20 protein-coding genes and 2 tRNA genes are annotated in these 22,304 nt (G+C 60.2%); 12 read left to right on the top strand and 10 right to left on the bottom strand.

The window, feature by feature from the left end:
* Positions 1 to 46 precede the first annotated feature (46 nt).
* From DTJ15_RS00475 to DTJ15_RS00450, 6 genes are all read left to right on the top strand, one after another.
* The gene (locus tag DTJ15_RS00475) at positions 47 to 736 is read left to right on the top strand and encodes an energy transducer TonB (protein ID WP_043558736.1); all 690 of its coding nucleotides are present in this window, start codon (positions 47 to 49) and stop codon (positions 734 to 736) included.
* Positions 737 to 938: 202 nt separating this feature from the next.
* Positions 939 to 1,985 (top strand): MotA/TolQ/ExbB proton channel family protein, encoded by a 1,047-nt coding sequence (locus DTJ15_RS00470; RefSeq protein WP_081563354.1) that lies wholly within the window; start codon positions 939 to 941, stop codon positions 1,983 to 1,985.
* Positions 1,986 to 1,988: 3 nt separating this feature from the next.
* Entirely contained in the window at positions 1,989 to 2,411 is a 423-nt protein-coding gene (locus DTJ15_RS00465) for a biopolymer transporter ExbD (protein WP_043558738.1), read from the top strand.
* Between the two features lie 113 nt (positions 2,412 to 2,524).
* A complete protein-coding gene (locus DTJ15_RS00460) occupies positions 2,525 to 2,965 on the top strand; it encodes a biopolymer transporter ExbD (RefSeq protein ID WP_043558836.1) in 441 nt (146 codons plus the stop codon).
* A gap of 3 nt (positions 2,966 to 2,968) precedes the next feature.
* On the top strand, positions 2,969 to 4,252 hold the full coding sequence (locus DTJ15_RS00455) for a tetratricopeptide repeat protein (RefSeq protein WP_232086386.1): 1,284 nt from the start codon (positions 2,969 to 2,971) through the stop codon (positions 4,250 to 4,252).
* 211 nt (positions 4,253 to 4,463) lie between these two features.
* The gene (locus DTJ15_RS00450) at positions 4,464 to 6,926 is read left to right on the top strand and encodes a mechanosensitive ion channel family protein (protein WP_249109192.1); all 2,463 of its coding nucleotides are present in this window, start codon (positions 4,464 to 4,466) and stop codon (positions 6,924 to 6,926) included.
* Positions 6,927 to 7,032: 106 nt separating this feature from the next.
* Here the strand turns inward: DTJ15_RS00450 and DTJ15_RS00445 are convergent, their stop codons facing one another.
* Entirely contained in the window at positions 7,033 to 7,197 is a 165-nt protein-coding gene (locus DTJ15_RS00445) for a YqaE/Pmp3 family membrane protein (RefSeq protein ID WP_249109599.1), read from the bottom strand.
* A gap of 212 nt (positions 7,198 to 7,409) precedes the next feature.
* Between DTJ15_RS00445 and DTJ15_RS00440 the strand changes: the two genes are divergently transcribed.
* The 6 genes from DTJ15_RS00440 to DTJ15_RS00415 all read left to right on the top strand — a co-directional run bounded on the left by DTJ15_RS00440 (position 7,410) and on the right by DTJ15_RS00415 (position 12,432).
* Positions 7,410 to 7,697 (top strand): YciI family protein, encoded by a 288-nt coding sequence (locus DTJ15_RS00440; RefSeq protein WP_043561763.1) that lies wholly within the window; start codon positions 7,410 to 7,412, stop codon positions 7,695 to 7,697.
* A 176-nt stretch (positions 7,698 to 7,873) separates the two neighbouring features.
* On the top strand, positions 7,874 to 8,746 hold the full coding sequence (locus tag DTJ15_RS00435; protein ID WP_043561766.1) for a 3-hydroxyacyl-CoA dehydrogenase family protein: 873 nt from the start codon (positions 7,874 to 7,876) through the stop codon (positions 8,744 to 8,746).
* Positions 8,743 to 9,630, top strand: coding sequence for a hypothetical protein (locus DTJ15_RS00430; protein WP_086431702.1), 888 nt, complete (start codon positions 8,743 to 8,745; stop codon positions 9,628 to 9,630). Before DTJ15_RS00435 ends, DTJ15_RS00430 begins: the two co-directional genes overlap by 4 nt.
* Positions 9,631 to 9,936: 306 nt before the next feature.
* Positions 9,937 to 10,767 (top strand): MetQ/NlpA family ABC transporter substrate-binding protein, encoded by an 831-nt coding sequence (locus tag DTJ15_RS00425; protein WP_249109191.1) that lies wholly within the window; start codon positions 9,937 to 9,939, stop codon positions 10,765 to 10,767.
* The gene (locus DTJ15_RS00420) at positions 10,764 to 11,801 is read left to right on the top strand and encodes a methionine ABC transporter ATP-binding protein (protein ID WP_043561769.1); all 1,038 of its coding nucleotides are present in this window, start codon (positions 10,764 to 10,766) and stop codon (positions 11,799 to 11,801) included. The genes DTJ15_RS00425 and DTJ15_RS00420 overlap by 4 nt, the downstream gene beginning before the upstream one ends.
* Positions 11,782 to 12,432 (top strand): methionine ABC transporter permease, encoded by a 651-nt coding sequence (locus tag DTJ15_RS00415; protein WP_043561771.1) that lies wholly within the window; start codon positions 11,782 to 11,784, stop codon positions 12,430 to 12,432. The genes DTJ15_RS00420 and DTJ15_RS00415 overlap by 20 nt, the downstream gene beginning before the upstream one ends.
* Before the next feature lie 89 nt (positions 12,433 to 12,521).
* On the opposite strand, the gene DTJ15_RS00410 is transcribed toward DTJ15_RS00415, so the two are convergent.
* The 9 genes from DTJ15_RS00410 to gyrA all read right to left on the bottom strand — a co-directional run bounded on the left by DTJ15_RS00410 (position 12,522) and on the right by gyrA (position 22,223).
* Entirely contained in the window at positions 12,522 to 13,805 is a 1,284-nt protein-coding gene (locus DTJ15_RS00410; protein ID WP_043561774.1) for a cystathionine gamma-synthase family protein, read from the bottom strand.
* Positions 13,806 to 14,075: 270 nt separating this feature from the next.
* Complete coding sequence (locus DTJ15_RS00405) at positions 14,076 to 14,660, bottom strand: cytochrome b (protein ID WP_227431408.1); 585 nt, start codon at positions 14,658 to 14,660, stop codon at positions 14,076 to 14,078.
* Between the two features lie 110 nt (positions 14,661 to 14,770).
* Positions 14,771 to 15,214: a pseudoazurin gene (locus DTJ15_RS00400; protein WP_249079974.1), complete on the bottom strand. Its 444-nt coding sequence runs from the start codon at positions 15,212 to 15,214 to the stop codon at positions 14,771 to 14,773.
* A gap of 87 nt (positions 15,215 to 15,301) precedes the next feature.
* On the bottom strand, positions 15,302 to 17,542 hold the full coding sequence (katG, locus tag DTJ15_RS00395; RefSeq protein WP_043561779.1) for a catalase/peroxidase HPI: 2,241 nt from the start codon (positions 17,540 to 17,542) through the stop codon (positions 15,302 to 15,304).
* Positions 17,543 to 18,028: 486 nt separating this feature from the next.
* Positions 18,029 to 18,115 (bottom strand) — tRNA-Leu (locus DTJ15_RS00390).
* A 17-nt stretch (positions 18,116 to 18,132) separates the two neighbouring features.
* Positions 18,133 to 18,208: transfer RNA gene (locus tag DTJ15_RS00385), tRNA-Lys, on the bottom strand.
* A gap of 142 nt (positions 18,209 to 18,350) precedes the next feature.
* A complete protein-coding gene (locus tag DTJ15_RS00380; RefSeq protein ID WP_043561902.1) occupies positions 18,351 to 18,830 on the bottom strand; it encodes a peptidylprolyl isomerase in 480 nt (159 codons plus the stop codon).
* Between the two features lie 116 nt (positions 18,831 to 18,946).
* Positions 18,947 to 19,453: a pantetheine-phosphate adenylyltransferase gene (coaD, locus tag DTJ15_RS00375; RefSeq protein ID WP_373364577.1), complete on the bottom strand. Its 507-nt coding sequence runs from the start codon at positions 19,451 to 19,453 to the stop codon at positions 18,947 to 18,949.
* Positions 19,446 to 22,223 (bottom strand): DNA gyrase subunit A, encoded by a 2,778-nt coding sequence (gene gyrA / locus DTJ15_RS00370; RefSeq protein WP_081562510.1) that lies wholly within the window; start codon positions 22,221 to 22,223, stop codon positions 19,446 to 19,448. The genes coaD and gyrA overlap by 8 nt, the downstream gene beginning before the upstream one ends.
* Between the last annotated feature and the right edge of the window lie 81 nt (positions 22,224 to 22,304).

Below are 22,304 nucleotides of genomic sequence, written 5' to 3'. Positions count from 1 at the left end.
AGAAGCGCCGGACCTGCGGCGTGGAAAAGGGTAAGAAGGTTTTGGAATGAGAAGCTATGCCGCCCAGCAACGCAAACCGACGGATTACATCGTCGCTGTTGTCGTGGCTTTTCTGGCCATCGGGCTGGTGGTCTATGCCTTGACACTTACCAGGATGGAAAAGCAGGAACCCTCGCATCCTCCCATCCAGACACGTGTCATTGCGGAGGCTCCCCCACCACCGCCGCCTCCACCACCACCGCAACCGGTGATGGTGCAACCGCCGCCACCTTATATCCCCCCTCCCAAGATCAGGGTGGCACCCCCCCCCAAACCGCCGATCCAGCACAGCCACCAGAAGGCCCCCAAACCGAAGGCGGCAGCACCCCAGCCTGCACCATCGGCCCCGGCCCAGTCTTCAGCAGCGGCACCGTCGGCAAGCTCCAGCAACAGCTCGTCTGAAAGTGACCACTCCGCTGGTGCCATGCCCATCAACAATGTACGGCCGGAATATCCAGAGGAAGCACAGGAGGAAAGCCGTGAGGGCTCCGTGACGGCCTCCTGCGACATCCTCACCAACGGCAAACCGGCCAACTGCAAGCTGCTGAGCGTCAAGGGAGGGCACGATTTTGCCGAAAGTGCGCTGGACTTCCTCGAGCGTTCACCAGTCCGCTACCAGCCAGCCGTGGTGGGTGGGCAGCCAGTCGTGGAACACAACCACGTCCTGCATGTGGACTTTACCCTTGGTGATGAATGAAGCCATTCTGAGCCAGCACAGACCAGCATGAAGCTGCCCTGCCCCAAACGGGCCACCCCTGCGGGGGCAGGGTAGCAGACGTTTTCACATTGTCCCGACCTGCCATGGATGGCAGGAATGACAGGGAGACCGATACGGGAGGTTTCTCCCACCGGTGCAGCACCTCCAGACTGGTGCTTTTTTAGACAAGGATATGGGATTCATGACCAGACTGTTCCGCCTCCCCGTAACTGTTGCTGCGCCCCGGGCGCACGCTGTCTATGGCACGGCCCTGGCCCTGACTCTGGCTGCCATGCCGCTGGCCTCCACCGCTTTTGCGCAGGACGCTGCCCCGGCCGCTCCGCCCGCCGGGACCACGATGACAGCCCAGCCTCCCGCAGGCACCACACCCGCAGTTCCCCCCGCCGGGGCTGCACCGGCCACGGCACCAGCAGGGGCCACACCCGCTGCTCCGCCAGCTGGTGCTGAAAGCGGCACCCCGGTCACCGCTACGCCGGTCAGTGAAAAACCGACCGAGGAAGCACCGAAGGAAAACCCCTACGGGCTGGGTGCACTCTGGAAAAACGGTGACATCATCGCCCGTGGCGTCCTGCTCATCATGGCCATCATGTCTCTGGGGACATGGATCATCATGATCAGCAAATTCCTTGAACAATCCCGCCTCTTCCGGGCCTCCAGGGCCGTCAACCAGACCTTCTGGACACAGAAGACCATCCAGGAAGGGGCACAGACACTGAAGGCGGATTCCCCCTTCCGCTACATTGCCGAGACCGGCATCGTGGCAGCACGCCATCATGAAGGCTCCATGCGGGATTCCATCGACCTCCAGTCATGGACGAGCATGTCCATCCAGCGGGCGCTGGAGACCATCAACACACGTCTTCAGGGCGGGCTGGCCTTCCTTGGTACGGTCGGCTCCACCTCCCCCTTCATCGGGCTGTTCGGTACGGTCTGGGGTATCTATCATGCCCTGACAGCCATTGGCATTGCCGGCCAGGCCTCCATCGACAAGGTGGCCGGTCCTGTCGGTGAATCCCTGATCATGACAGCCATCGGTCTGGCCACGGCCGTGCCGGCCGTGCTGGGCTACAACCTGCTCGTCCGTCGCAACAAGGGTGCGATGGACCGTGTCCGCAACTTCGGGTCCGACCTTCATTCCGTCCTGATCGGCGGTTACCGTCATGACGCCGTGTTCAACAGCACGAAGGATAACAGCCCGACCACGACAACCACGAACGAGCGGATCTGAACCATGGCATTCAACACCGGAGACATGGGTGATGATGGCGAGGTGGTATCAGCCATCAACACGACACCGCTGGTTGACGTCATGCTGGTGCTGCTCATCATCTTCCTCATCACCATCCCGGTGGCCACGCACACCGTAAAGGTCAAGCTGCCGGTAGACCGCAACCAGCCAACCCAGACCAAGCCTGGCAACATCGTGCTGGCTGTCACGGCGGATGGGCAGACCTACTGGAACACACAGCCCATCGGGGACCACAAGGTGCTTGTCAGCCGTCTCATGGAAGCAGCACGCCAGCAGCCCCAGCCGCAGATACAGATCCGCGGGGACGGTTCGGCCCAGTACATGCCCATTGGCAAGATCGTGGCGGCTTGCCAGGAGGCAGGCATCCAGCACGTTGACTTCATCACAGAGCAGCCGCACGACTGACCTGTGGTCTTTCCGGCCCCCTGCCCTGCCGGGTGGGGCCCTTCCTGCCGGTTCTCCCCGGCCCGGTTCACCGGGGCATGACGCCCGAGGCAGACAGTTTTTGGAGATTCCTCATGGCCATGAACGTTGGTACGGGCAGCACTCATGAAGATGAAGCCATTGTCGACATCAACACGACACCGTTGATCGACGTGATGCTGGTGCTGCTCATCATGCTCATCATCACCATCCCGCTTCAGACCCATTCCGTAGCGATCGACCTCCCCCAGGGCGATCCACCACCCTCTGCAATACAGCCGCAGGTTGCAACAATTGGCATCAGCTATGACAATACGCTGAGCTGGAATGACACGCCCATCACCTCGGAGGAGGACCTTCAGGCCCATCTGAACGGGGCCGTCCATCCCGTGACAGGTGAGCAGCCGGAGATCCATATCCGTCCCGACCGTCTTGCCACCTACAAGACCGTGGCCCATGTGATGGCGGACGCCCAGCGCCTTGGCGTGACGAAGCTGGGCATTGTTGGTCTGGACCAGTTTGTGGAAGGACAGTAACCCATGAGTCTGCCAAACCCGAAACACCCGCACGGCTGGCTGCTGGCTGGCATGTTTGGCCTGTCTGCCCTCTCCTGCCTGTCCCCCATCTCCGGGCAGGCTCCCACCCGCCTGCTCATCGGGGCAGCGCAGGCAGAGGATGAGCTGGGCCGGGAGGTCGGCACGCAGCTCCAGAATGCACAGTCGGCTCTGTCCAGCCATCAGCCAGCCAAAGCCCTGGAGTTCGTCAATGCTGCTGATGCCGTGGCAGGAAAGAGCGACTATGAAAGCTACGTCATCGCTCAGATGCGGGCAGCGGCGGCCAGCCAGGCGGGCAATGTCCCTGTCGCACTGAAGGCCTATGAAACCCTCATCAGGAACAGCCGCACCACTCCGGCCGCACGGCAGCAGATGCTCATGGCGCAGGCCAGTCTGGCCTATGGAGCCCGTGACTATGCCAGTGCCGCCAACGCAGCCAGCCGTTATCTGAAGGAAGTCGGCCCGAACCAGCAGATGCAGACCCTTCTCCTCCAGTGCCACTATCTCCAGCAGGACTGGAAAGGCACGGTGGAGGCAGGCCGGGCCATGCTGGCCGCCGACCGGAAGGCTGGACAGATTCCGGCGGAAAACCAGCTCCAGATGCTCGCCGCCGCTTACGACCAGCTGCATGACACGGCGGGCAAGACAGGCATCTATGTCAAACTGGTGAAATATCATGCCCGACCCCAGTACTGGCAGATGCTGATCCATGACCTGACAACCGACCATTCCCTCACGCCACGCATGGTCTTCAATCTCCAGCGTCTGCGCCTGGCCACTGGCCTGCTGACCAGCCCGGCCGAGTTTCAGGACATGGCAGAGCGGGCCGTGCAGATGGAGCTGCCCCAGCTGGCCCTGAACCTTCTGGATGAAGGCTATGCCCGCCACCTGCTGGGAACTGGCACCGGGGCAGAAGCCCAGGCGCATTTCCGGGCTTTCGTGGCTCAACGTGCCGCAGAAGCCCGCACCAGCCTCCCCGCCATGGTAGAAAAAGCCAAAACCTCCACCGAGGCGGGCCCCTCCCTGACAGCCGGATACAACCTTGTCCTCAACGGACAGGTGGATCAGGGTCTGGCCCTCATGCAGCAGGGACTGGGGAAACAGCCCCACCAGCCGGACCTCGCCCGCCTCTCCCTGGGCATGGCCATGATGGACGCCGGACGCCGGACAGAAGCCCTCCAGCTCTTCAGCAGCATGGATGGCGAGGGGACTGCCAACAATCTGGCCCAGCTATGGGCCGTTCAGCTCTCCGCACGTCCATCCCACTGAAAAACGGGCCATAAGGCCTTGCATACTCCGCCATTCCATCTCCGATACCGGGACGGGATGGCGGCACCCCTCCTGCCTGAAACAGGGGATTTCAGAAAATTAATCCTCCTTTCACCAGAGCGTGCCTTAAAATCCTGACACTGTTCTGCGAAAACGGCCCGGACAGAAGGCATGCTGCCGCCTCACACCAAAAAAGGAGATGCGTATCTACATGACTGACAGAATACCGCACCCCAACACGGGGGCCGCTCCGTACCGGCATTTTACCGGTCTGTTCGTACGCAGCCTGTTGCCAGCCCTGCTGGTGGCCTGTCTGGCCCTGTTCGGGTCCCTGCCCGCCCGGGCACTGGCCGCAGACGCCCCGGCACCAGCCACCACGACAGGTCTCTCCGCTGACCAGGCCCGCCAGCTCATTTCTGTCCTGAGCGATGATGCCCAGCGTCAGAAATTCCTGACGACCCTCCAGAACCTGACCCAGGCCGAGCCACAGGCGAAACATGCCTCCGTCATTGATCTGGCCCGGGAAAACATTGCCCTTTTCGGTGACCGTGCCCTCCAGCAGCTGCACATCCTGCATCAGAGCATCATCGATTTCGGCGCCATTGCCCCGTGGGTTCAGGCCCTTGTGCATGACCCGGCCCTACAGGCCCGTGTCGGCCACATCGCCCTGCGTGTGGTCATCATGCTGGTGTGCAGCTACCTGCTTTTCTTCGGCGTGCGCATCATCCTGCGCCCTCTCTACCGGCGCATCAGCAGCATGGCGAAAAAGCACGACCACATGGTTTTCCAGCAGGAAGCTGAAAAACTGCACAAGACCCGTGCCGAAGCAACGGAAGCCGCCACGGATACAGCCCGCACGGCAGCCACCCATAATGAGCAGACCAAAGAGGAGGCCGCCGCCACCCAGGCCAGCCTTGAGGACAGTCTCCGCCATCAGGGGGCACTGACACAGCTCATGCTCTGCCTGCGCCGCGCTCCCTATACGCTGGCCTGCGCCCTGCTGGAGCTGATCACCATCTGCACCTTTCCCCTGATCGCCCTGCTGATGGGCGTGCTGGACCCTGCACCTTCCACCGAAGCGGCCCATGCAATCTGGAGCATCTCCTGGCTGATCGGCATCGGGCTGGGCGTGTGGACCCTGGTCCTGCGCATCTTCCTCGCCCCACAGACCCCATGGCTGCGGCTGAGCATCCTGCGGGACAGTTCCTCAACCTTCATCTTCCGCTATTTCCGCCAGATTGGTGTCATTCTGGCCTGGGGCTTCTCACTGCTGGCCATGCTGCACGCCATGGCCATGCCTATGGCTGTTTCCAGCGGTCTCCAGAAGCTCCTGCTGCTGGCCGTCCACCTCTTCCTCGCCGTCATGATCATCCGCTCCCGCAAGCGGGTGCAGCATGCCTGCCAGCATATCGGTGCAGCCAACCGCCGCCTCCAGTCCATCATGGCGCTGGTCTCCGGCAGCTGGTGGATTGTGGCCCTGTTCTTCGACTTCGCCCTGTGGCTTGTCTGGGCAGCCGACATTGATGGCGGATACCAGCTCATCCTCCAGATATTCGTCCGTACCCTGGTGGCGCTGGTAGCTGTCCGCATTGTCAGCATTCTGGCCTATGGCGGGCTGGAGCGCTTCATGCGGGCACTGGACAGCTGGAATCTCAATGAAGAGACGCTGTTCCGCATCCGCCGTTACTACCCGGCTGCCACGACGGTCATCCGTCTCGTCATGGCCGTCCTGACCATTCTGGCCCTTGCTCTGGCGTGGGGCGCTCCGGTTTACATCCTGCTCGGCCATGACACGCTTGGTCCCCGCATCTTCCAGGCAGCCTTGACCATTCTGATGGCTCTGGTCATCGGGATTCTGGCTTGGGAGGTCGCCAATGTGACCATCGAGCATCATATCCGCCGTCTGGGCGAACAGGACAGCCGGGATGTGCAGATCCGCATTGCCCGCCTACAGACACTAACACCGATGTTCCGCATCCTGTTCCTGCTGGTTCTGGCTGTCATCATCGGGCTGACGGTCCTCTCCCAGCTTGGAATTGATACAGGCCCGCTCATCGCCAGTGCTTCCATCTTTGGTGTGGCGCTGGGTTTCGGCTCCCAGAAGCTGGTGCAGGACTTCATCAGCGGAATTTTCCTCCTGCTGGAAAATGCCCTGACTGTCGGCGACTCCGTAACGCTGAACGGCACCTATGGCGTGATCGAACGGCTCTCCCTGCGCTCCGTTCATGTCCGGGCCAATGACGGGTCGATGAACATTTTCTCGTTCAGCTCGCTCAGCCAGGTGACCAACTACAACCGTGACTTCTCCCGTGCGATGATTCTCGCCACGGTGGACATCGACAGCGATACAGACCAGGTCGCTGCCATCCTTGTGGAAATTGGCAAGGAAATGCGGAATGAAGAGGCCTACAGAGACCTCATCCTGGCAGATTTCGACCTTTGGGGCGTGTCTGCCATCGGCACATCCTCCGTCTCCGTGAAGGGTGTCTATCCCACCACGAATGCCGGACGCTGGACGGTGGAATGGGAATTCAACCGCCGCATGAAAAAACGGTTCGAACAGGCGGGCATCCAGTATCCCCGTGATGTGGTGGACATCCAGGGCCCGGCGCTGGAGCATTTCATCAACAGCAGGGGCGTGCCCGATACAACCACCGGGCAGAACAAGGCCTGACCGGCCTCTGCCCTTCCCCCCCTTCTGCCATGACAGGCAAGGGGGGCTGATACAGAAAAGCCCCTGCCTTTACGAACAGGGGCTTTTTTCCGGCCAGACTGAAAGCTCAACGAGCCTCATCATAGGAGCGCAGAGCCAGAAGCGCCCAGATGGTTGCCGGAATCCAACCCAGAATGGTGATCTGCAACACTAGGCAGATGATTCCTGCAATCGGACGGCCAATGGTAAAGAACGTCAGCCAGGGGACGAAAAAGGCGATCAGAACACGAATCATGATTATTCCTCCATGCAATACGGGCATGACTGCAAAAATAGTGGGTTCCCAGTACGGAAAACCATCTCCTTCATCCTTAAAAAAAATGCCATTATTATGAAAGTGTTATTCTGTCCGCTGGAATGACACTGCCAGAAAACCGGAACTTCCACCCGCCCCGGGGGCTCCTCTCCCCCAAAACGGCACCATGAATCAGAAGAGTGTCTGCCATGATCATCGCCTCAGTGTCCTATCTCGCCTCCCCGGATGAGGTTCAGGCCCAACGCCCTGCACACCGTGCCTTCCTTGCAACGCTTTTCGAGCGGCGCATCCTGCTGGCATCCGGCCCCAAACTATCGGGGGATGGGGGCATTCTCATTGTCCGGGATGGGATCACCAGAGAGGAAATTGAAACCCTTCTGGCGGAAGACCCTTTCATCACCTCTGGCGTGGGGCAATACGACTTCACCGAGTTCAGAACGGCGCAACTTGCCCCCGAACTGACAGAGACCCGCTGACCATGAGCCCGGCAGGCCACGCCACAAGGAGCATGGCCTGCCAGATGACGTCTCCGTTATCCAAAGATGATCGCAGCAGGCGACACGTAATGATAAAGTAAATGTTAGCCATTCATTCAATAAGATGAGCCGTGAGGTCTGGCCCCCGCCAGCCCCTTTCAGCAAAGGAACATGCCATGGCAGATTTTCTGACGGAAAAGGTGCCTGAACGCCCTGCCGCCATCCTTGGCGCTGGCACGATGGGCTCCCGTATCGCCCTGATGCTGGCAACACGCGGCGGCACCGTCCGCCTTTTTGACAGGCAGGAAGAAACCACCCGGAAGGCCATCGCCTATGTCGGGCAGCACCTGCCTGACGTTGTCGCCTCTGTCGAAGGTGGAAAAGCCGGCCATGTGGACATCGCCACCACACTGGAAGACGCCGTGAAAGACGCCTGGCTTGTCATCGAGGCCCTGCCCGAAAAGCAGGACCTCAAGACGGACATCTTTGGCCAGCTGGACCAGCTGGCACCTGCCGATGCCATCCTCGCCACCAACTCCTCCTCATTCCCTTCCAGCCAGATCGTCGGCAAGGTGACGAAGAAGAACCGGGTCCTCAACACCCACTTCATGATGCCACCTGAAAAACGGGCCGTGGAACTCATGTCCTGTGGAGAGACTGACACGGCCCTCATGGAGGATCTGGCCCGCTATTTCAGCGAGGTGGGACTGTCCCCCTACATTGCCCGGAAAGAGAGCATCGGATTCATCGAGAACCGCATCTGGGCCGCCATCAAGCGTGAGGCCCTCTGTGTCGCCGCAGAAGGTGTGGCCGACCCCGAAACCATAGACCGCCTCTACTGCGAGACACAGGGCACGACTGCCGGGCCATTCCGCCTCATGGACCAGGTCGGACTCGATATCGTCCTCCAAATCGAGGAACATTATGCCGCAGCCTTCCCCCACCTGCCCGAAGCGCCCCGCACGCTGCTCCGCAGGATGATTGCCGAACACAGGCTGGGCGTGAAAAGCGGGCGTGGTTTCTATGATTACAGCAAGGCCACCTCATGACCCGAAACATCATTCTTCATTCACTCGAGATCGAACCTGCCCGGATCACTGCCCTCTCCGTACAGGATGGCTGCCCACTGTCCCATATCGACATCGGCTGGGGCTGCCCGGACGGAGTGTGGATCGACCCCACGGAAGGCCGGATATACTGGACGAACATGGGCGCCAACCCCAGTGATGCCGATGGCACCATCGAATCCGCCCGACTGGATGGCAGCGACCACAAGGTGCTTGTGGCCAACGGACTGGTCGTCACCCCCAAACAGCTGACATCCACCCCGGGAGGCGAGCATCTCTACTGGTGCGACCGTGAAGGAATGCGCATCATGCGGTGCCGCCGTGATGGTTCCGACGTGGAGGTGCTTCTTCAGACCGGCACCTACCCGGAGCACATGAAGGATGCCACACGCCACTGTGTAGGCATCACCCTTGATACCAGCAACGGCCATCTCTACTGGTCGCAGAAAGGCCCTCCCAAAGGGGGGCGTGGCCGCATTTTCCGCATGTCTCTGGACCTCCCTGCCGGTACGGACCCCGCAGACCGTCATGACATCGAGCTTCTGGCCGACCATCTGCCAGAGCCGATCGACCTGCATGTCTCGCCTGCTCTGGGCAAGCTCTGGTGGACGGACCGTGGCGCTGCGCCCGATGGCAACAGCCTCAATGTCGCCCGGGTGGATGAACACGGGCTGCATGACCAGCAGGTCATCCTGCGGGACCTGGATGAGGCCATCGGTCTGGCGGTCGATGCCGAAGGTACCCTGGCCTTTGTCAGTGACCTTGGCGGATCCATCCGGGAAGTCATTCTCGAAACCGGACAGGCCAGACTCATCACCAAACAGGCACCAACAACAGGTCTCTGTTTGGTGGTACAGGAAGACTGACCTCCTCTACAGGGGGCAGGAACACCTGCCCCCGAACAGACACGGTGAAAGGCCTTTCATAAAGTCCCGCACATATTCATCAGGCTTTATATTCCTTTATCATTAACTGTTCATATGGTCATCTCTTTACCTTGACAGAATAGAGCGACCCGCTAAAAACACTCTCTACGCACGGCCTTCCCCGGCCAGAAAAATCATTCCGCACAAGCGGGATGTAATGGTGCAGCCTTGGCAAGACTTTTCCACCTCTGTGGAACTGTCCATGATACCGTACTGATCCACCCCTTAATGTTGAAAGGTACCACCATGTCCCGGTTTTCCCACCTTCCCCGGCGCCGTTTTCTTGGCCTTTCAGCAGGGCTGGCTGGTGCTGCCGCCCTTGGCCTGGCCCATCCGGGAATCGCCCGTGCCGATGGCCGTACGCTGAAAATCGGCATCATGTCTGGCGAGGACGAGGATATCTGGCGGCTCGTCAGCCAGAATGCTGCCCAGCGTGGCCTGACGCTGAAGATCATCCCATTCTCCGACTACAACACGCCCAATGAGGCCCTGTCCGAGCATGACGTGGACGCCAATGCCTTCCAGCACCGGCCCTTCCTCGATGCCCAGATCAAGGCCCACGGCTACAGGATCGTCCCTGTCGGCGACACATACTTCCAGCCGATTGGCCTGTATTCCCACAAATGGCACTCCGTGGCCGAAATTCCGCAGAATGCCCGTATTGGCATCCCCAACGACCCCAGCAACGAGGGTCGTGCCCTCCATGTGCTGGAAACACTGGGGCTGATCCGTCTGCCTGCTGATTCCGGCCTTTTCCCCACGGCGCTGGATGTCACCGACAACCCCCGCAACATCTCCATCGAAGAGCTGGATGCCGGTGTGGTTGGCCGCTCCCTGCCTGATCTGGATGCTGCCGTTGTCAACATGGACTGGGCCCGCAAGGCAGGCATCACCGAGCAGGACCGCATTGGCGTGGAGGGGCTGAAGAACAACCCGTACGTCAATTTCATCTCCGTCAATGAGGGTGATGCCAACGCTGAATGGGTCAAGCCGCTGGTGGAAAGCTATCACCAGCCGAATGTCCACAAGCTCATTCTGGACATCTATCACGGCACAGTCACACCTGCGTGGCCATGAAGCCCATTCTCGACATCCAGCACGTCACCCACAGTTTTGGGCAGCATACGGCTCTTCAGGACATCTCCTTCTCGGTAAAGCAGGGGGAGGTCGTGGGGCTGATCGGCCGCTCTGGAGCAGGGAAGTCCACCCTGCTCCGCTGCCTCTGTGCGCTGGAACGCCCCCAGCAGGGCCACATCCTGCTGGATGGTGTGGACCTCACCACACAACCAGAGCGGCAGCTTGTCCGCATCCGCCGCAAGATCGGTCTGGTCTTCCAGCATTTCAATCTGCTGACTTCCCGCACCGTGGCAGGCAACATTGCCCTGCCCCTCCAGATCGCCGGGTGCCCCCGCAAAGAACAGGCCAACCGCATTGCGGAACTGCTGGAGCTTGTCGGGCTGAAGGGCTTTGAAAAGAAATACCCCTCCCAGCTTTCCGGCGGGCAGAAACAGCGTGTCGGCATTGCCCGTGCTCTGGCAGCCAACCCGACGCTGCTCCTCTGCGATGAAGCCACCTCTGCTCTGGACCCGGAATCCACCAGCTCCATCCTCAACCTGCTGGCCGACATCAACAGGAAGCTGGGGCTGACCATCGTTCTCATCACCCATGAGATGGATGTGGTCCGCCGCTTTGCCCAGCGGATCCTGGTCCTCGATCATGGCCGCCTCGTCGAAGATGGAACCCTGCTGGACTTCCTCCGGGATGGACAGAACAACCGGACCCTCCAGACCCTTCTGGCAGATATCCGTCCCTCCCTCCCTGCCTTTCTGGCACAGACAATGGCTGCCACACCGTCAGCAGGACCACACAAGGCCATCGTACGGCTCGTCCTCAGCGGGACTGATGCCAGCGAGCCGCTCTTCAGTGCACTGCATGAACGGTTCGGCGTGCAGACGGCCCTGCTACAGGGCGGTGTGACCACCGTCGGGGACCATCTGAGTGGTGACATGATCCTCAGCCTTGAAGGAGACAGGACGGAACAGGCTCTGAATCACCTGAAGACGGCAGCGCAGAACATGGAGGTCCTGGGATATGTCCCCTCTCATTCTTAAGCTGATCCTCCATTCCACATGGCAGACGCTGGAAATGGTCGTGGCCTCCACGGCCCTTTCCGTCCTGTTCGGACTGCCGCTGGCCCTGTTCATGATCGCCACCGGCCCGCAGGGGCTGTACCGGCTGCCTTTTGCCGCCCGACTGATGGGCATGGTGGTGGATGCCGTCCGTGCCGTGCCATTCATCATCCTGCTGGTGCTGCTCATCCCTGTCACGCGCTTCATCGCCGGGACGTCTCTGGGGACGGAAGCGGCCATCGTGCCGCTATCCATCGCCGGGATTCCCTATTTTGCCCGCATTGCCGAGATGGCCCTGCGGGAGGTTGATTCCGGCCTTGTGGATGCCGTCCGGGCCATGGGTGGCACACGCATGACCATCATCCGCTCCGTCCTGATTGCCGAGGCCCTGCCGGGACTTGTCACCGGCGTGACGGTCACGCTCATCACCATGGTCGGGGCCTCTGCCATGGCGGGCGTCATCGGGGCGGGGGGCCTGGGTGACCTTGCCATCCGTTACGGGTATCAGCGTTTCAACACCACCGTCATGTTCGGGGTGGTGGTGGTTCTCATCATCATGGTCAGCCTGATGCAGCTCATCGGCAACAGTCTGGCCCGCTGGCTGAAACACTGAAGCATCCGCCTTCTTTCTATCGCCATTAAAAAAAAGCCCGCCCCTTCAGAGAGGCGGGCTTTTCCGTATCAGGGCTGACACCGTGACCTTCAGGCGGCGTCCAGCGCCTGCTTCACGTCCACCAGCAGATCATCCACATGCTCCACACCGATGGAGAGCCGCACGGTGGATGACGTGACGCCAATGCGCTCCCGTACCTCTTTCGGCACGCCGGAATGTGTCATCGTCGCCGGATGGCTGGCCAGAGACTCCGTGCCTCCCAGGCTGACAGCCAGCTTCATGATCTTCAGCGCATTAAGGAAGCGGAAAGCCGCAGCCTCACCCCCTTCAATATCAAAGGAGAAGGTCGAGCCAGCACCACTGCACTGGCGGGCATAGACTTTCCCCTCCGCCGAATCAGCCTCGTAGAACGGTGGGAAATGCACCTTGTTCACCTTGGCATGATCCCGCAGCAGCTCCGCCACACGCTGGGCATTGAGGGTGGCACGCTCCATGCGCAGCCCCAGCGTCTCCAGAGAGCGGCCCAGCATCCAGCAGCTATGCGGGTCCAGATGGGTTCCAATGGCCCCACGGAGCTGACGCACCGGGCGTGTCATGGCATCACTGCCCAGAACGGCCCCGGCCACGAGATCGGAATGGCCGCCGACATATTTTGTCAGGGAATACAGTGACAGATCGGCCCCATGCTTCAGCGGATGCTGATAAAGCGGCCCGAGCAGCGTGTTGTCACAGACGATGATGGGACGGCTGCCCTGTCTGGCCTCGATCTCCTCGGCAATGCGGCGCACCAGCTTCAGGTCCACCAGACCATTGGTCGGATTGGCCGGTGTCTCGATCAGGATCAGGGAGACACGCCCTTCTGCGATGGCCTTTTCGGCAGCCTCACGCATGATGGCCTCATCCACTCCGCAGCTTCCCAGCCCCACGGACTTGATTCCCAAAGAAGCCATGGTCTTGGTCAGCAGGGTTTCCGTCCCACCATAGAGCGGCTGGGAATGAAGAATCACATCACCGGGGCGGGCATAGGCCAGCAGAGTGGTGGCAATGGCCGACATGCCAGAAGAAAACAGCACCCCACGCTCTGCTTCTTCGTAAACAGCCAGACGGTCTTCAACAATCTCACTGTTCGGATGGTTGAAGCGGGAATAAACCAGCCCCTGCCCCTTGCCTTCCGGCGGTTCTTTCCGGCCGGAAACATAATCAAAAAAATCCCGGCCATCTTCTGCCGTGGGAAAAACGAAGGTCGACGTCAGAAACACGGGCGGTTTCACGGCTCCTTCCGAAAGGGCCGGGTCATAACCGTAATTGAGCATCTGTGTCTCGGGATGCAGCTTATGGCTGCCAATATGGGTCTTCTTGTGATCTGACGCCATTGGGAATTTCCTTCAGCAGGTACCTAGCCTGTATATGATCCATCACCCAGCTTCAGGACTGCCGGACAGTGCCAATACGGCACCAGGGCAGCCAGTCTGGAGAGCAGAACAAGGATATGTTGTTTTCCTTATATCCTGCCTGATCCATCGACTGATACCACATCCCCCAGAGCGGATAAAGCTGTGCCCCCCATTGGCAGCCAACATAAAAAAACACCCCCATCGGACCGATGAGGGTGCTTGCTGGCTGACCCGGCAAAAAGGAACCGCTTACCGTCCCCCCCCATGGCGGGGCAGGATGCGATCCACCACCTGATCTTTCCGGATGAAACGGTGATAAAGAGCTGCCAGCACATGCAGGACTATGAATCCACCGAAAGTCCATGCAAGCCAGTTATGAACATCTGGCATGATTTCCGCCAGATAGCCGCTATCCATCACGCTCTGCGGCAGAGGGATCAGCGGCCACGATACCAGCCCGAACAGCACGATCGGCATGGCCATGGCAGAGACCATGAGCCAGCCCGTCACGGGCAGGATGATCTGATACAGGTAGAGGAGCCCTTCCATCCCACCTGCCACCACACGCTGCCCTGCCGACAGGTCCTGCGGCAAGGCCGGGGCCCTGTGTGTCAGGCGCCAGAGGACACGCACCACGATCAGCAGCATGGTCACGATGCCGACAGACTTGTGCAGCTGATGCAGGGGTGTCGGATCATTGAGGGGTACATGATCCATATACAGCCCCAGGCCGATCATGAAGAGGATCAATACCGCAATCACCCAATGCAGGATGATGGCTACCGAACCATAACGTTCCGGTCTGCCGGTTCCTGTTTCCACTTTCTCTGACACACTCTGCCTCCATAGACCATGGAATAAAAAAAACGGCCCCTCCGTTCCTGAGAACGGAAACAGGGCCGACCCAGCAGTAAACAGTCTCCAGCCCTCGGGCCAGACCCCTCTTACTTGCCCTTCTTGCTGTCCACATCCTGGAACAGCTCATTGAAGCGACGCTTGGCAGCGCCATAAAGCGGCGCCTTGCGGGCCTCTGCTTCATTGTTGGCATTATCGACAACAACCAGCCCTACCATGCCCAGCGCAAAATGGGGCAGGCACTTATAGCCATACAGACCCGGCTTGGTGAACTGTACCGTCTTTTCCTGGCTGAAAGGAACATTGATGGGCTGTGCACCATCAGGTGTCATGCCGGGGATGGACTGGGCGTTATGACCCTTGTCCGTCGGAATGAAATGAACACTGTCACCAGAATGGATGTAAACGACAGCTGGCTCAAAAGAGAAACCGTGACTGCCATGGCTCAGCATCTGCACATCAACCGTAGCCGCCGTGGCAGAAAAGGCTGTTGCCATAAACAGGGCGAGTGCACCACCAGCAAATTTCAACATGCTATCCTCCACGTCTGGACAGACCGCCGGGGAGATGTCTCCCCGACGGAATGTATTGTCTGATCTTCCCGCAAGAAGGAGCAGATCTTAGCGCTGCAGGTCGAAGCGGTCGAGGTTCATCACCTTCGTCCAGACCTTCACGAAGTCATTGTAGAACTTCGCCTTGCCATCGTTGGAGGCGTAAACCTCAGCAACGGCACGCAGCTCGGGGTTGGCACCGAAGACCAGGTCCACGTCCGTGGCTGTCCACTGCTTCTGCCCGGTTGCACGGTCAAAGCCCTCGTAAAGGTCTTCCTGACCCTCAACCTTCTGCCAGCGTGTGTCCATCGTCAGCACGTTGGTGAAGAAGTCCGTGCTCAGCACACCCGGGTTCTTCGTCAGCACACCGTTGGCGGAGTGACCCGTGTTGATGTCCAGAGTACGCAGACCACCCAGCAGGACTGTCATCTCAGGGATGGTCAGACCCAGCGTGTCAGCCTTGTCCACCAGAGCGTTCAGAGGCGGCGTGTTGTCCGCATCCGCACGGTAGTAGTTGCGGAAGGCATCAGCCGTCGGCTCCAGCAGGTTGAAGGAGTTGACGTCCGTCTGGTCCTGTGTGGCATCGCCACGGCCCGGAGCGAACGGCACCTGGATATTCACACCAGCCTTCTTGGCAGCATCCTCGATACCGACGCTACCGCCGAGAACGATGATGTCAGCCAGAGCAACCTTGCGGGCGCTGTGAGCGTTGAACTTGTCGCGGACCTGCTCCAGCTTCGGCAGGACGGTCTTCAGCTCTTCCGGATCGTTCACGGCCCAGCCGTTCTGCGGCATCAGGGCCAGACGGCCACCGTTGGCACCGCCACGGTGATCGGTCACGCGGTGGGAAGAAGCAGCAGCCCATGCTGTCTTGATCAGCTCACGGTCGGACAGACCGGTTGCAGCGATCAGCTTGCGCAGCTCACGGACGTCAGCCTGGTTGATCGGCTTGGCCGGCATGTTGACCGGGTCCTGCCACACGAAGGTTTCCTTCGGAACTTCGCTGCCGAAGTAGCGGCTCTTCGGACCCATGTCACGAACGACCAGCTTGAACCATGCACGGGCGAAGGCATCGGCGAACTCGTTCGGATGCTCGGCCCAGCGGGCAAGGATCTTGTGGTAGGCCGGATCGGTCTTCAGGGCGATGTCCGTGGTGAACATCATGATCGGACGCATCTTGGACGGATCGTTCGGGTTTGCCGGATCCGGAGCAATCTTGTCATCCGTCTTGGTGTGCCACTGGTGAGCACCGGTCGGGCTTGTGCCCAGCACCCAGTCATTGTTCAGCAGGTTGTCAATGTACTGCGTGGTGAAGTGGATCGGATCGGCAGACCAGGAGCCTTCCAGACCGCTGGTGGACGCATCGTCAGCCGTCTGCTTGCCCTTGATGCAGTGGTCGGCCCAGCCCAGACCCTGATGTTCCACACCGTTGGCAACCGGCGGGCCGCTCAGGCAGGAGTTCGGATGGGCACCATGAGCCTTGCCGAAGGTATGACCACCGGCGATCAGGGCCACGGTTTCTTCGTCATTCATGGCCATGCGGCCGAATGCCAGACGGATCATGGCAGCGGACTTGACCGGATCAGGATCGCCGTTCGGCCCTTCCGGGTTCACGTAGATCAGGCCCATGTGCGTGGCAGCCAGCGGGTGCTTCAGAGTACCGTTCTGACCGACCTGGAAGGAGCTCTTGTTCGGGAAGAACGTCGTGCCCGGACCCCAGTAGATCAGCTCGGACTGCCAGTCATCCGGACGACCACCGACGAAGCCGAGGGTCTTGAAGCCCATCTGGTTCAGGGCGACGTCACCGGTCAGGACGATAAGGTCACCCCAGGAGAGCTTCTCACCATACTTCTTCTTGACGGGCCACAGGAGGCGCTTGGCCTTGTCGAGGCTGGCATTGTCCGGCCAGTCGTTCAGCTGGGCGAAACGCTGCTGGGCACCCTCTTCACCACCACGGCCATCGATGGCACGGTACGTACCGGCATTGTGCCAGGCCATACGGATGAAGAACGGACCATAGTTGCCGTAGTCAGCCGGCCACCAAGGCTGAGAGGTCAGCATGACCTTCTCGATGTCCTTGCGGACTTCCTGAAGGTTCAGCTGCTCAAACTTCTTGTGATAGTTCGTATAATAATCCGCACCGTACGGATCAGACTCTGAATCGTGAGCACGCAGCTTGGCCAGGTTCATGCCCTTCGGCCAGTAGTACTGGTTCGGGCTCGGAACATCGGCAGCCATGGCTGCAGAGGCGAAAGATGTCAGGGTCGTGCTGGCGATCAGCAGAGCAGCCCCGAAATTCTTCAGTTTCATCCTGATCAGTTCCCCATTCATGGATAAGATCTCGACAGATTGTATAGCAACAACGAGCCGGAGCACGATTGGAGCCGTCCCACACGCCACTACTACACATCGCAGGAGTTATATTATCGATGGGGGGTAAAACAAGTAAATCGTTATTTTTAATAACTCTTATAAGTTAACTCTTTTCAGAGAAACCCTTCCTCATAAAGGAAACCTAGCATATATACAAGGAAAACTATTATTGCAAGCCCCTCACGATACCTTTATTATCTTTTTTTGCCAGTTTCCTGCCATTTTCGGGCCATCTCTTACAATGTGGAACCTGGCCTGACAGCTTGTGTTTCCGCCCCACACGCTACCAGCACACAGGCAGGGGCATGAAATAAAGGGGCCGCCCTTTTATCAGCTGTTAAATATTCACAACAGCCCACACCAGTAATTCTGCTTCATATCAAGCACTCTGTTACCGGATATTATATTTTCTGGAAAAAAGACTGGTGCCCAGAAGAAGACTCGAACTTCCACGTCCTTGCGGACACAGGCACCTGAAGCCTGCGCGTCTACCAATTCCGCCATCTGGGCACACTCTCTTGCGAGCATGGTGAACCGGCTGGGACTCGAACCCAGGACCATTCGATTAAAAGTCGAATGCTCTACCAACTGAGCTACCGGTTCACTTGAGGAGGCTATCTACCTGCTCCCCCGGGGAGCGTCAACCCCGGAGGCCGCAGAAAACACCACCCTCACGATTTTCTTCATCCGCACGGACGGCACGCCACCATGCGGACGGAGAATCATCAGGTTTCAGACAGTTATGTCAGTTCTCGATGTAAGCCTTGATGATATGATCCGGATTCTGGACCATGCCGGAAGCCCCGGAGCCACGCTTGATCTTGTCCACATGCTCCATGCCCTCGATCACCTGACCGGCAATGGTGTACTGGCCATCCAGGGACGGCACACGGTCGAACATGATGAAGAACTGGCTGTTGGCGGAGTTCGGGTCCATCGTGCGGGCCATGCCCAGCGTGCCACGGTCGAAGGTGGCCGTCTGGCTGAACTCGGCCGGCAGGTCAGGATAGGAGCTGCCGCCCGTCCCCGTGCCTGTCGGGTCGCCACCCTGTGCCATGAAGCCCTCGATCACACGATGGAACTTCACGCCGTTATAGAAACCCTCATTGGCCAGCGTCTCCAGACGCTCGACAGCCTTGGGGGCCAGATCGGGACGCAGGGCGATGACCACCTTGCCATCCTTCAGCTCCAGAACCAGCTTCTTGCCTGTTGTCGTACCTGTCATTGTCGTGCTCTCCCTGAGCTGATCGTTACCATCCTGACCACCGGCCCATGCCTGTGTCAGGGTTCCACCGGTCAAGGCAGAAACTGCTGCAAGACCGGCCATGAAATGTCGCCGTCTCATGTCTGTTCTCCTGTCAGTTTTGCCCGCACGAGGCGGGCGGTCATGGGGCTGACAAATGGGGAAATATCCCCCCCAAGACGGGCAATTTCCTTCACGATCCGGCTCGCCGTCGTACGGTGGCTCTCGGATGCCAGAAGAAAAACCGTTTCAATCTCCGGGGCCAGACGCCGCAGCGCACCGGAAAGCTGGGTCTCGAAATCGAAATCCCCGGCAGAACGCAGACCACGGATCACCGTGCCCGCCCCGGCCTGCCTCACGGCATCCACCAGAAGCGTGTCAAACCCGGTGACAGAAATGCGGTCCTTATGCGGCAGGGCGGCCACTTCCTGCTCCAGCAGCTCCCGTCGCTCCTCGAAACCCAGAAGGGGCCCCTTGGCATCATTGATCGCCACACCGACCACGACATGGTCGAACAGGGCCGCCGCCCGGTCGATCACGTCCAGATGACCGAACGTGACCGGGTCGAACGTGCCAGGATAGAAGCCGATGCGCCGGTCAGTCATCCGTCCCACCGGCATCAGCCGCCGGGGCAGCTCCGGTGTCTCCACCGTCCGCCCCATCAGCCTCGGTCTCACCCTCGGCGGTATCGTCCGCATCATCTTCCATCACGGGGAAAACGCTGATGATGCGCTCGTCACCATCCACACGGAAGAGCGTCACCCCCCCTGCCTGACGGGACATCACACGCACCTGCTCGACCGGCAGACGGATGAGACGGCCCGTATCCGTCACCATCATCACGTCCGTGCCATCCAGCGTCACGAGCGTACCCACGACCTCACGCCCACGGCGGGCGTTGGAGAAGGTCATGTTGTTGATGCCCTGCCCGCCACGGCCGGAGACACGATAGTCATAGGCCGAGGACCGTCGCCCGAAGCCCGTGTCCGTTACGGTGAGCAGGATCTGCTCCTGCGCCTCAAGCTCGGCATAACGGTCTTCGCTCAGCGGGCTGTCAGCCAGAATCTCCTCAAGCCCTTCCTCATCGGAAGCCAGCTCGCTGCCATCCTCGATCTCTTCCTCCAGCCCCTCATCCCCGGGCTGGGCCGCCAGAACACGGCGATGGGCATTGGCAGCCCGGAGGTAAGCAGCCCGCTCCTCCACGCTGGCCTCGACATGGTTCAGCACGGCAAGGGAAACGACCCGGTCACCATCAGCAAGGCGGATGCCCCGCACGCCAGTGCTGCCACGGCCAGCGAAAACACGCAGCACGTCATCCGTGATCTGGAAGCGGATGGCCCGGGCATTACGGGTGGCGAGGAACACGTCCTGCCCCTCCCGGCATGTTGCCACGCCGATCAGCTGGTCATTCTCATCCAGCTTCATGGCGATCAGACCGGAAGAGCGGATGTTGCGGAAGTCGCTCAGGCGGTTGCGCCGCACGTTCCCGCTCGCCGTGGCGAAGACGAGGTGCAGGTCATCCCACAGCTCCTCATCCTGCGGCAGAGGCAGCACGGCCGTGATGGTATCCTCGCCCAGCTCCGGCAGCAGGTTGACCAGTGCCCGCCCCTTGGCTGTCGGGGCCGCCTCCGGCAGGTGCCAGACCTTCATGCGGTAGGCCTTCCCGCCCGAGGAGAAGAACAGCACCCACTGGTGGGTATGGGCATTGAAGCTGCGGATGACGATGTCATCACCTCGCCGCCCCGCTGCCGTGCGGCCACGGCCACCACGGTTCTGCGAACGGAACAGCTCCAGCGGCGTCCGCTTGATGAAACCGTCCCGTGTGATGGTCACCACCATCTGTCCCGGCTCGATCAGGCTCTCATCGGACTGGTCACCCAGCGCATCGGAGATTTCCGTGCAGCGTGGGTCAGCCAGAGCAGCACGGGCGGCCTGAAGCTCGTCCCGCATGACCTCCATGCGGCGCACATGGCTGCCAATGATCTCCAGAAGCTCCGTGATGCGGGCACTGACCTCTGCCAGCTCCGCCTGAATCTTCTCACGCTCCAGACCGGTCAGACGCTGGAGGCGCAGCTCCAGAATCCCACGGGCCTGCGCTTCTGTCAGATGGACACGGCCATCGACGATCACATTGCCTTCATCATGGATCAGCTCCAGCAGCGGCTCCACGTCAGCGGCAGGCCATGTGCGTGTCATGAGCTGCTCACGGGCCGTGGCGGCATCCGGGGCGGAACGGATGAGGGCGATCACCTCGTCAATGTTGGCCACGGCCAGCACCAGACCGACCAGCAGATGCCCCCGATCCCTCGCCTTGTTCAGGTCGAAACGGGCACGGCGGAGAATCACATCCTCACGGAAGCGGATGAAGGCCTCCAGCACGTCCCGCAGCCCCATGGTGCGGGGGCGGCCTTCATCCAGTGCCAGCATGTTGACGCTGAAGCTCGTCTGAAGCTGGGTGAAACGGTAAAGCTGGTTCAGCACCACTTCCGGCGTGGCGTCACGCTTCAGCTCGATCACCACCCGCATGCCGGAACGGTCACTTTCATCCCGGATGTCGGAAATGCCCTCAATGTCCTTGGAGCGGACGAGATCGGCAATCTTCTCCTGCAGCGTGGCCTTGTTGACCTGATATGGAATCTCCGTCACCACGATGGCGAAGCGGTCCTTGCGGATCTCCTCGATCTCGGCACGGGCACGGACAGGGATGGAGCCACGGCCCGTCTCATAGGCCTGCCGGATGCCCCGACGGCCCATGATGATCCCGCCGGTCGGGAAATCCGGCCCCGGGACGATCTGCATCAGCTCTTCCAGCGTCATGTCCGGGTTGGCGATCAGGGCCAGAACGGCATCGATCACCTCGCCCGGATTGTGGGGCGGGATGTTGGTGGCCATGCCCACCGCAATGCCGGACGCCCCATTGACCAGAAGATTCGGGAAGGCAGCCGGAAGAACCTGCGGCTCCTGCTCGCTCTCGTCATAGTTGGGCTGGAAGGCGACCGTATCCCGGTCAATGTCATCCAGCAGGAAGGAGGCAGATTTGGCCAGCCGGGCCTCGGTGTAGCGCATGGCCGCCGGACTGTCGCCATCGACAGACCCGAAATTGCCCTGCCCATCCACCAGCCGCACACGCATGGACCAGGACTGCGCCATGCGCACCATGGCGTCGTAAATGGAACTGTCACCATGCGGGTGATATTTACCCATCACGTCACCGACCGCACGGGCCGACTTGCGGTAGGGCTTGTCCGCCGTGAAACCACTCTCCCGCATGGCGTACAGGATACGCCGGTGCACGGGCTTGAGGCCGTCACGCACATCTGGCAGCGCACGGGAAACAATCACCGACATCGCATAGGCCAGATAGGAGGAACGCATTTCCTCTTCAATCGTCACCGGGAGGCGGTCGGAAGGCAAAATATCGTGCGGCTCGCTCAAGACAGGTCCACCAGTTTTCTG

It is taken from the genome of Parasaccharibacter sp. TMW 2.1891, from assembly GCF_023337675.1.
Lineage (GTDB): Bacteria > Pseudomonadota > Alphaproteobacteria > Acetobacterales > Acetobacteraceae > Bombella > Bombella apis.
This window is presented reverse-complemented; position numbering and strand designations above follow the sequence as displayed.

What these genes read in the sequence shown, in the direction of transcription:
- DTJ15_RS00470 (WP_081563354.1), top strand. Translation starts at nt 939, where the DNA reads ATGACCAGACTGTTCCGCCTCCCCGTAACTGTTGCTGCGCCCCGGGCG.
- DTJ15_RS00410 (WP_043561774.1), bottom strand. Translation starts at nt 13,805, where the DNA reads ATGGCGTCAGATCACAAGAAGACCCATATTGGCAGCCATAAGCTGCAT.
- DTJ15_RS00450 (WP_249109192.1), top strand. Translation starts at nt 4,464, where the DNA reads ATGACTGACAGAATACCGCACCCCAACACGGGGGCCGCTCCGTACCGG.
- DTJ15_RS00420 (WP_043561769.1), top strand. Translation starts at nt 10,764, where the DNA reads ATGAAGCCCATTCTCGACATCCAGCACGTCACCCACAGTTTTGGGCAG.
- DTJ15_RS00425 (WP_249109191.1), top strand. Translation starts at nt 9,937, where the DNA reads ATGTCCCGGTTTTCCCACCTTCCCCGGCGCCGTTTTCTTGGCCTTTCA.
- DTJ15_RS00435 (WP_043561766.1), top strand. Translation starts at nt 7,874, where the DNA reads ATGGCAGATTTTCTGACGGAAAAGGTGCCTGAACGCCCTGCCGCCATC.
- DTJ15_RS00430 (WP_086431702.1), top strand. Translation starts at nt 8,743, where the DNA reads ATGACCCGAAACATCATTCTTCATTCACTCGAGATCGAACCTGCCCGG.
- DTJ15_RS00455 (WP_232086386.1), top strand. Translation starts at nt 2,969, where the DNA reads ATGAGTCTGCCAAACCCGAAACACCCGCACGGCTGGCTGCTGGCTGGC.
- katG (WP_043561779.1), bottom strand. Translation starts at nt 17,542, where the DNA reads ATGAAACTGAAGAATTTCGGGGCTGCTCTGCTGATCGCCAGCACGACC.
- DTJ15_RS00465 (WP_043558738.1), top strand. Translation starts at nt 1,989, where the DNA reads ATGGCATTCAACACCGGAGACATGGGTGATGATGGCGAGGTGGTATCA.
- coaD (WP_373364577.1), bottom strand. Translation starts at nt 19,453, where the DNA reads ATGACTGACCGGCGCATCGGCTTCTATCCTGGCACGTTCGACCCGGTC.
- DTJ15_RS00400 (WP_249079974.1), bottom strand. Translation starts at nt 15,214, where the DNA reads ATGTTGAAATTTGCTGGTGGTGCACTCGCCCTGTTTATGGCAACAGCC.
- DTJ15_RS00440 (WP_043561763.1), top strand. Translation starts at nt 7,410, where the DNA reads ATGATCATCGCCTCAGTGTCCTATCTCGCCTCCCCGGATGAGGTTCAG.
- DTJ15_RS00380 (WP_043561902.1), bottom strand. Translation starts at nt 18,830, where the DNA reads ATGACAGGTACGACAACAGGCAAGAAGCTGGTTCTGGAGCTGAAGGAT.
- DTJ15_RS00475 (WP_043558736.1), top strand. Translation starts at nt 47, where the DNA reads ATGAGAAGCTATGCCGCCCAGCAACGCAAACCGACGGATTACATCGTC.
- DTJ15_RS00415 (WP_043561771.1), top strand. Translation starts at nt 11,782, where the DNA reads ATGTCCCCTCTCATTCTTAAGCTGATCCTCCATTCCACATGGCAGACG.
- gyrA (WP_081562510.1), bottom strand. Translation starts at nt 22,223, where the DNA reads ATGCGTTCCTCCTATCTGGCCTATGCGATGTCGGTGATTGTTTCCCGT.
- DTJ15_RS00460 (WP_043558836.1), top strand. Translation starts at nt 2,525, where the DNA reads ATGGCCATGAACGTTGGTACGGGCAGCACTCATGAAGATGAAGCCATT.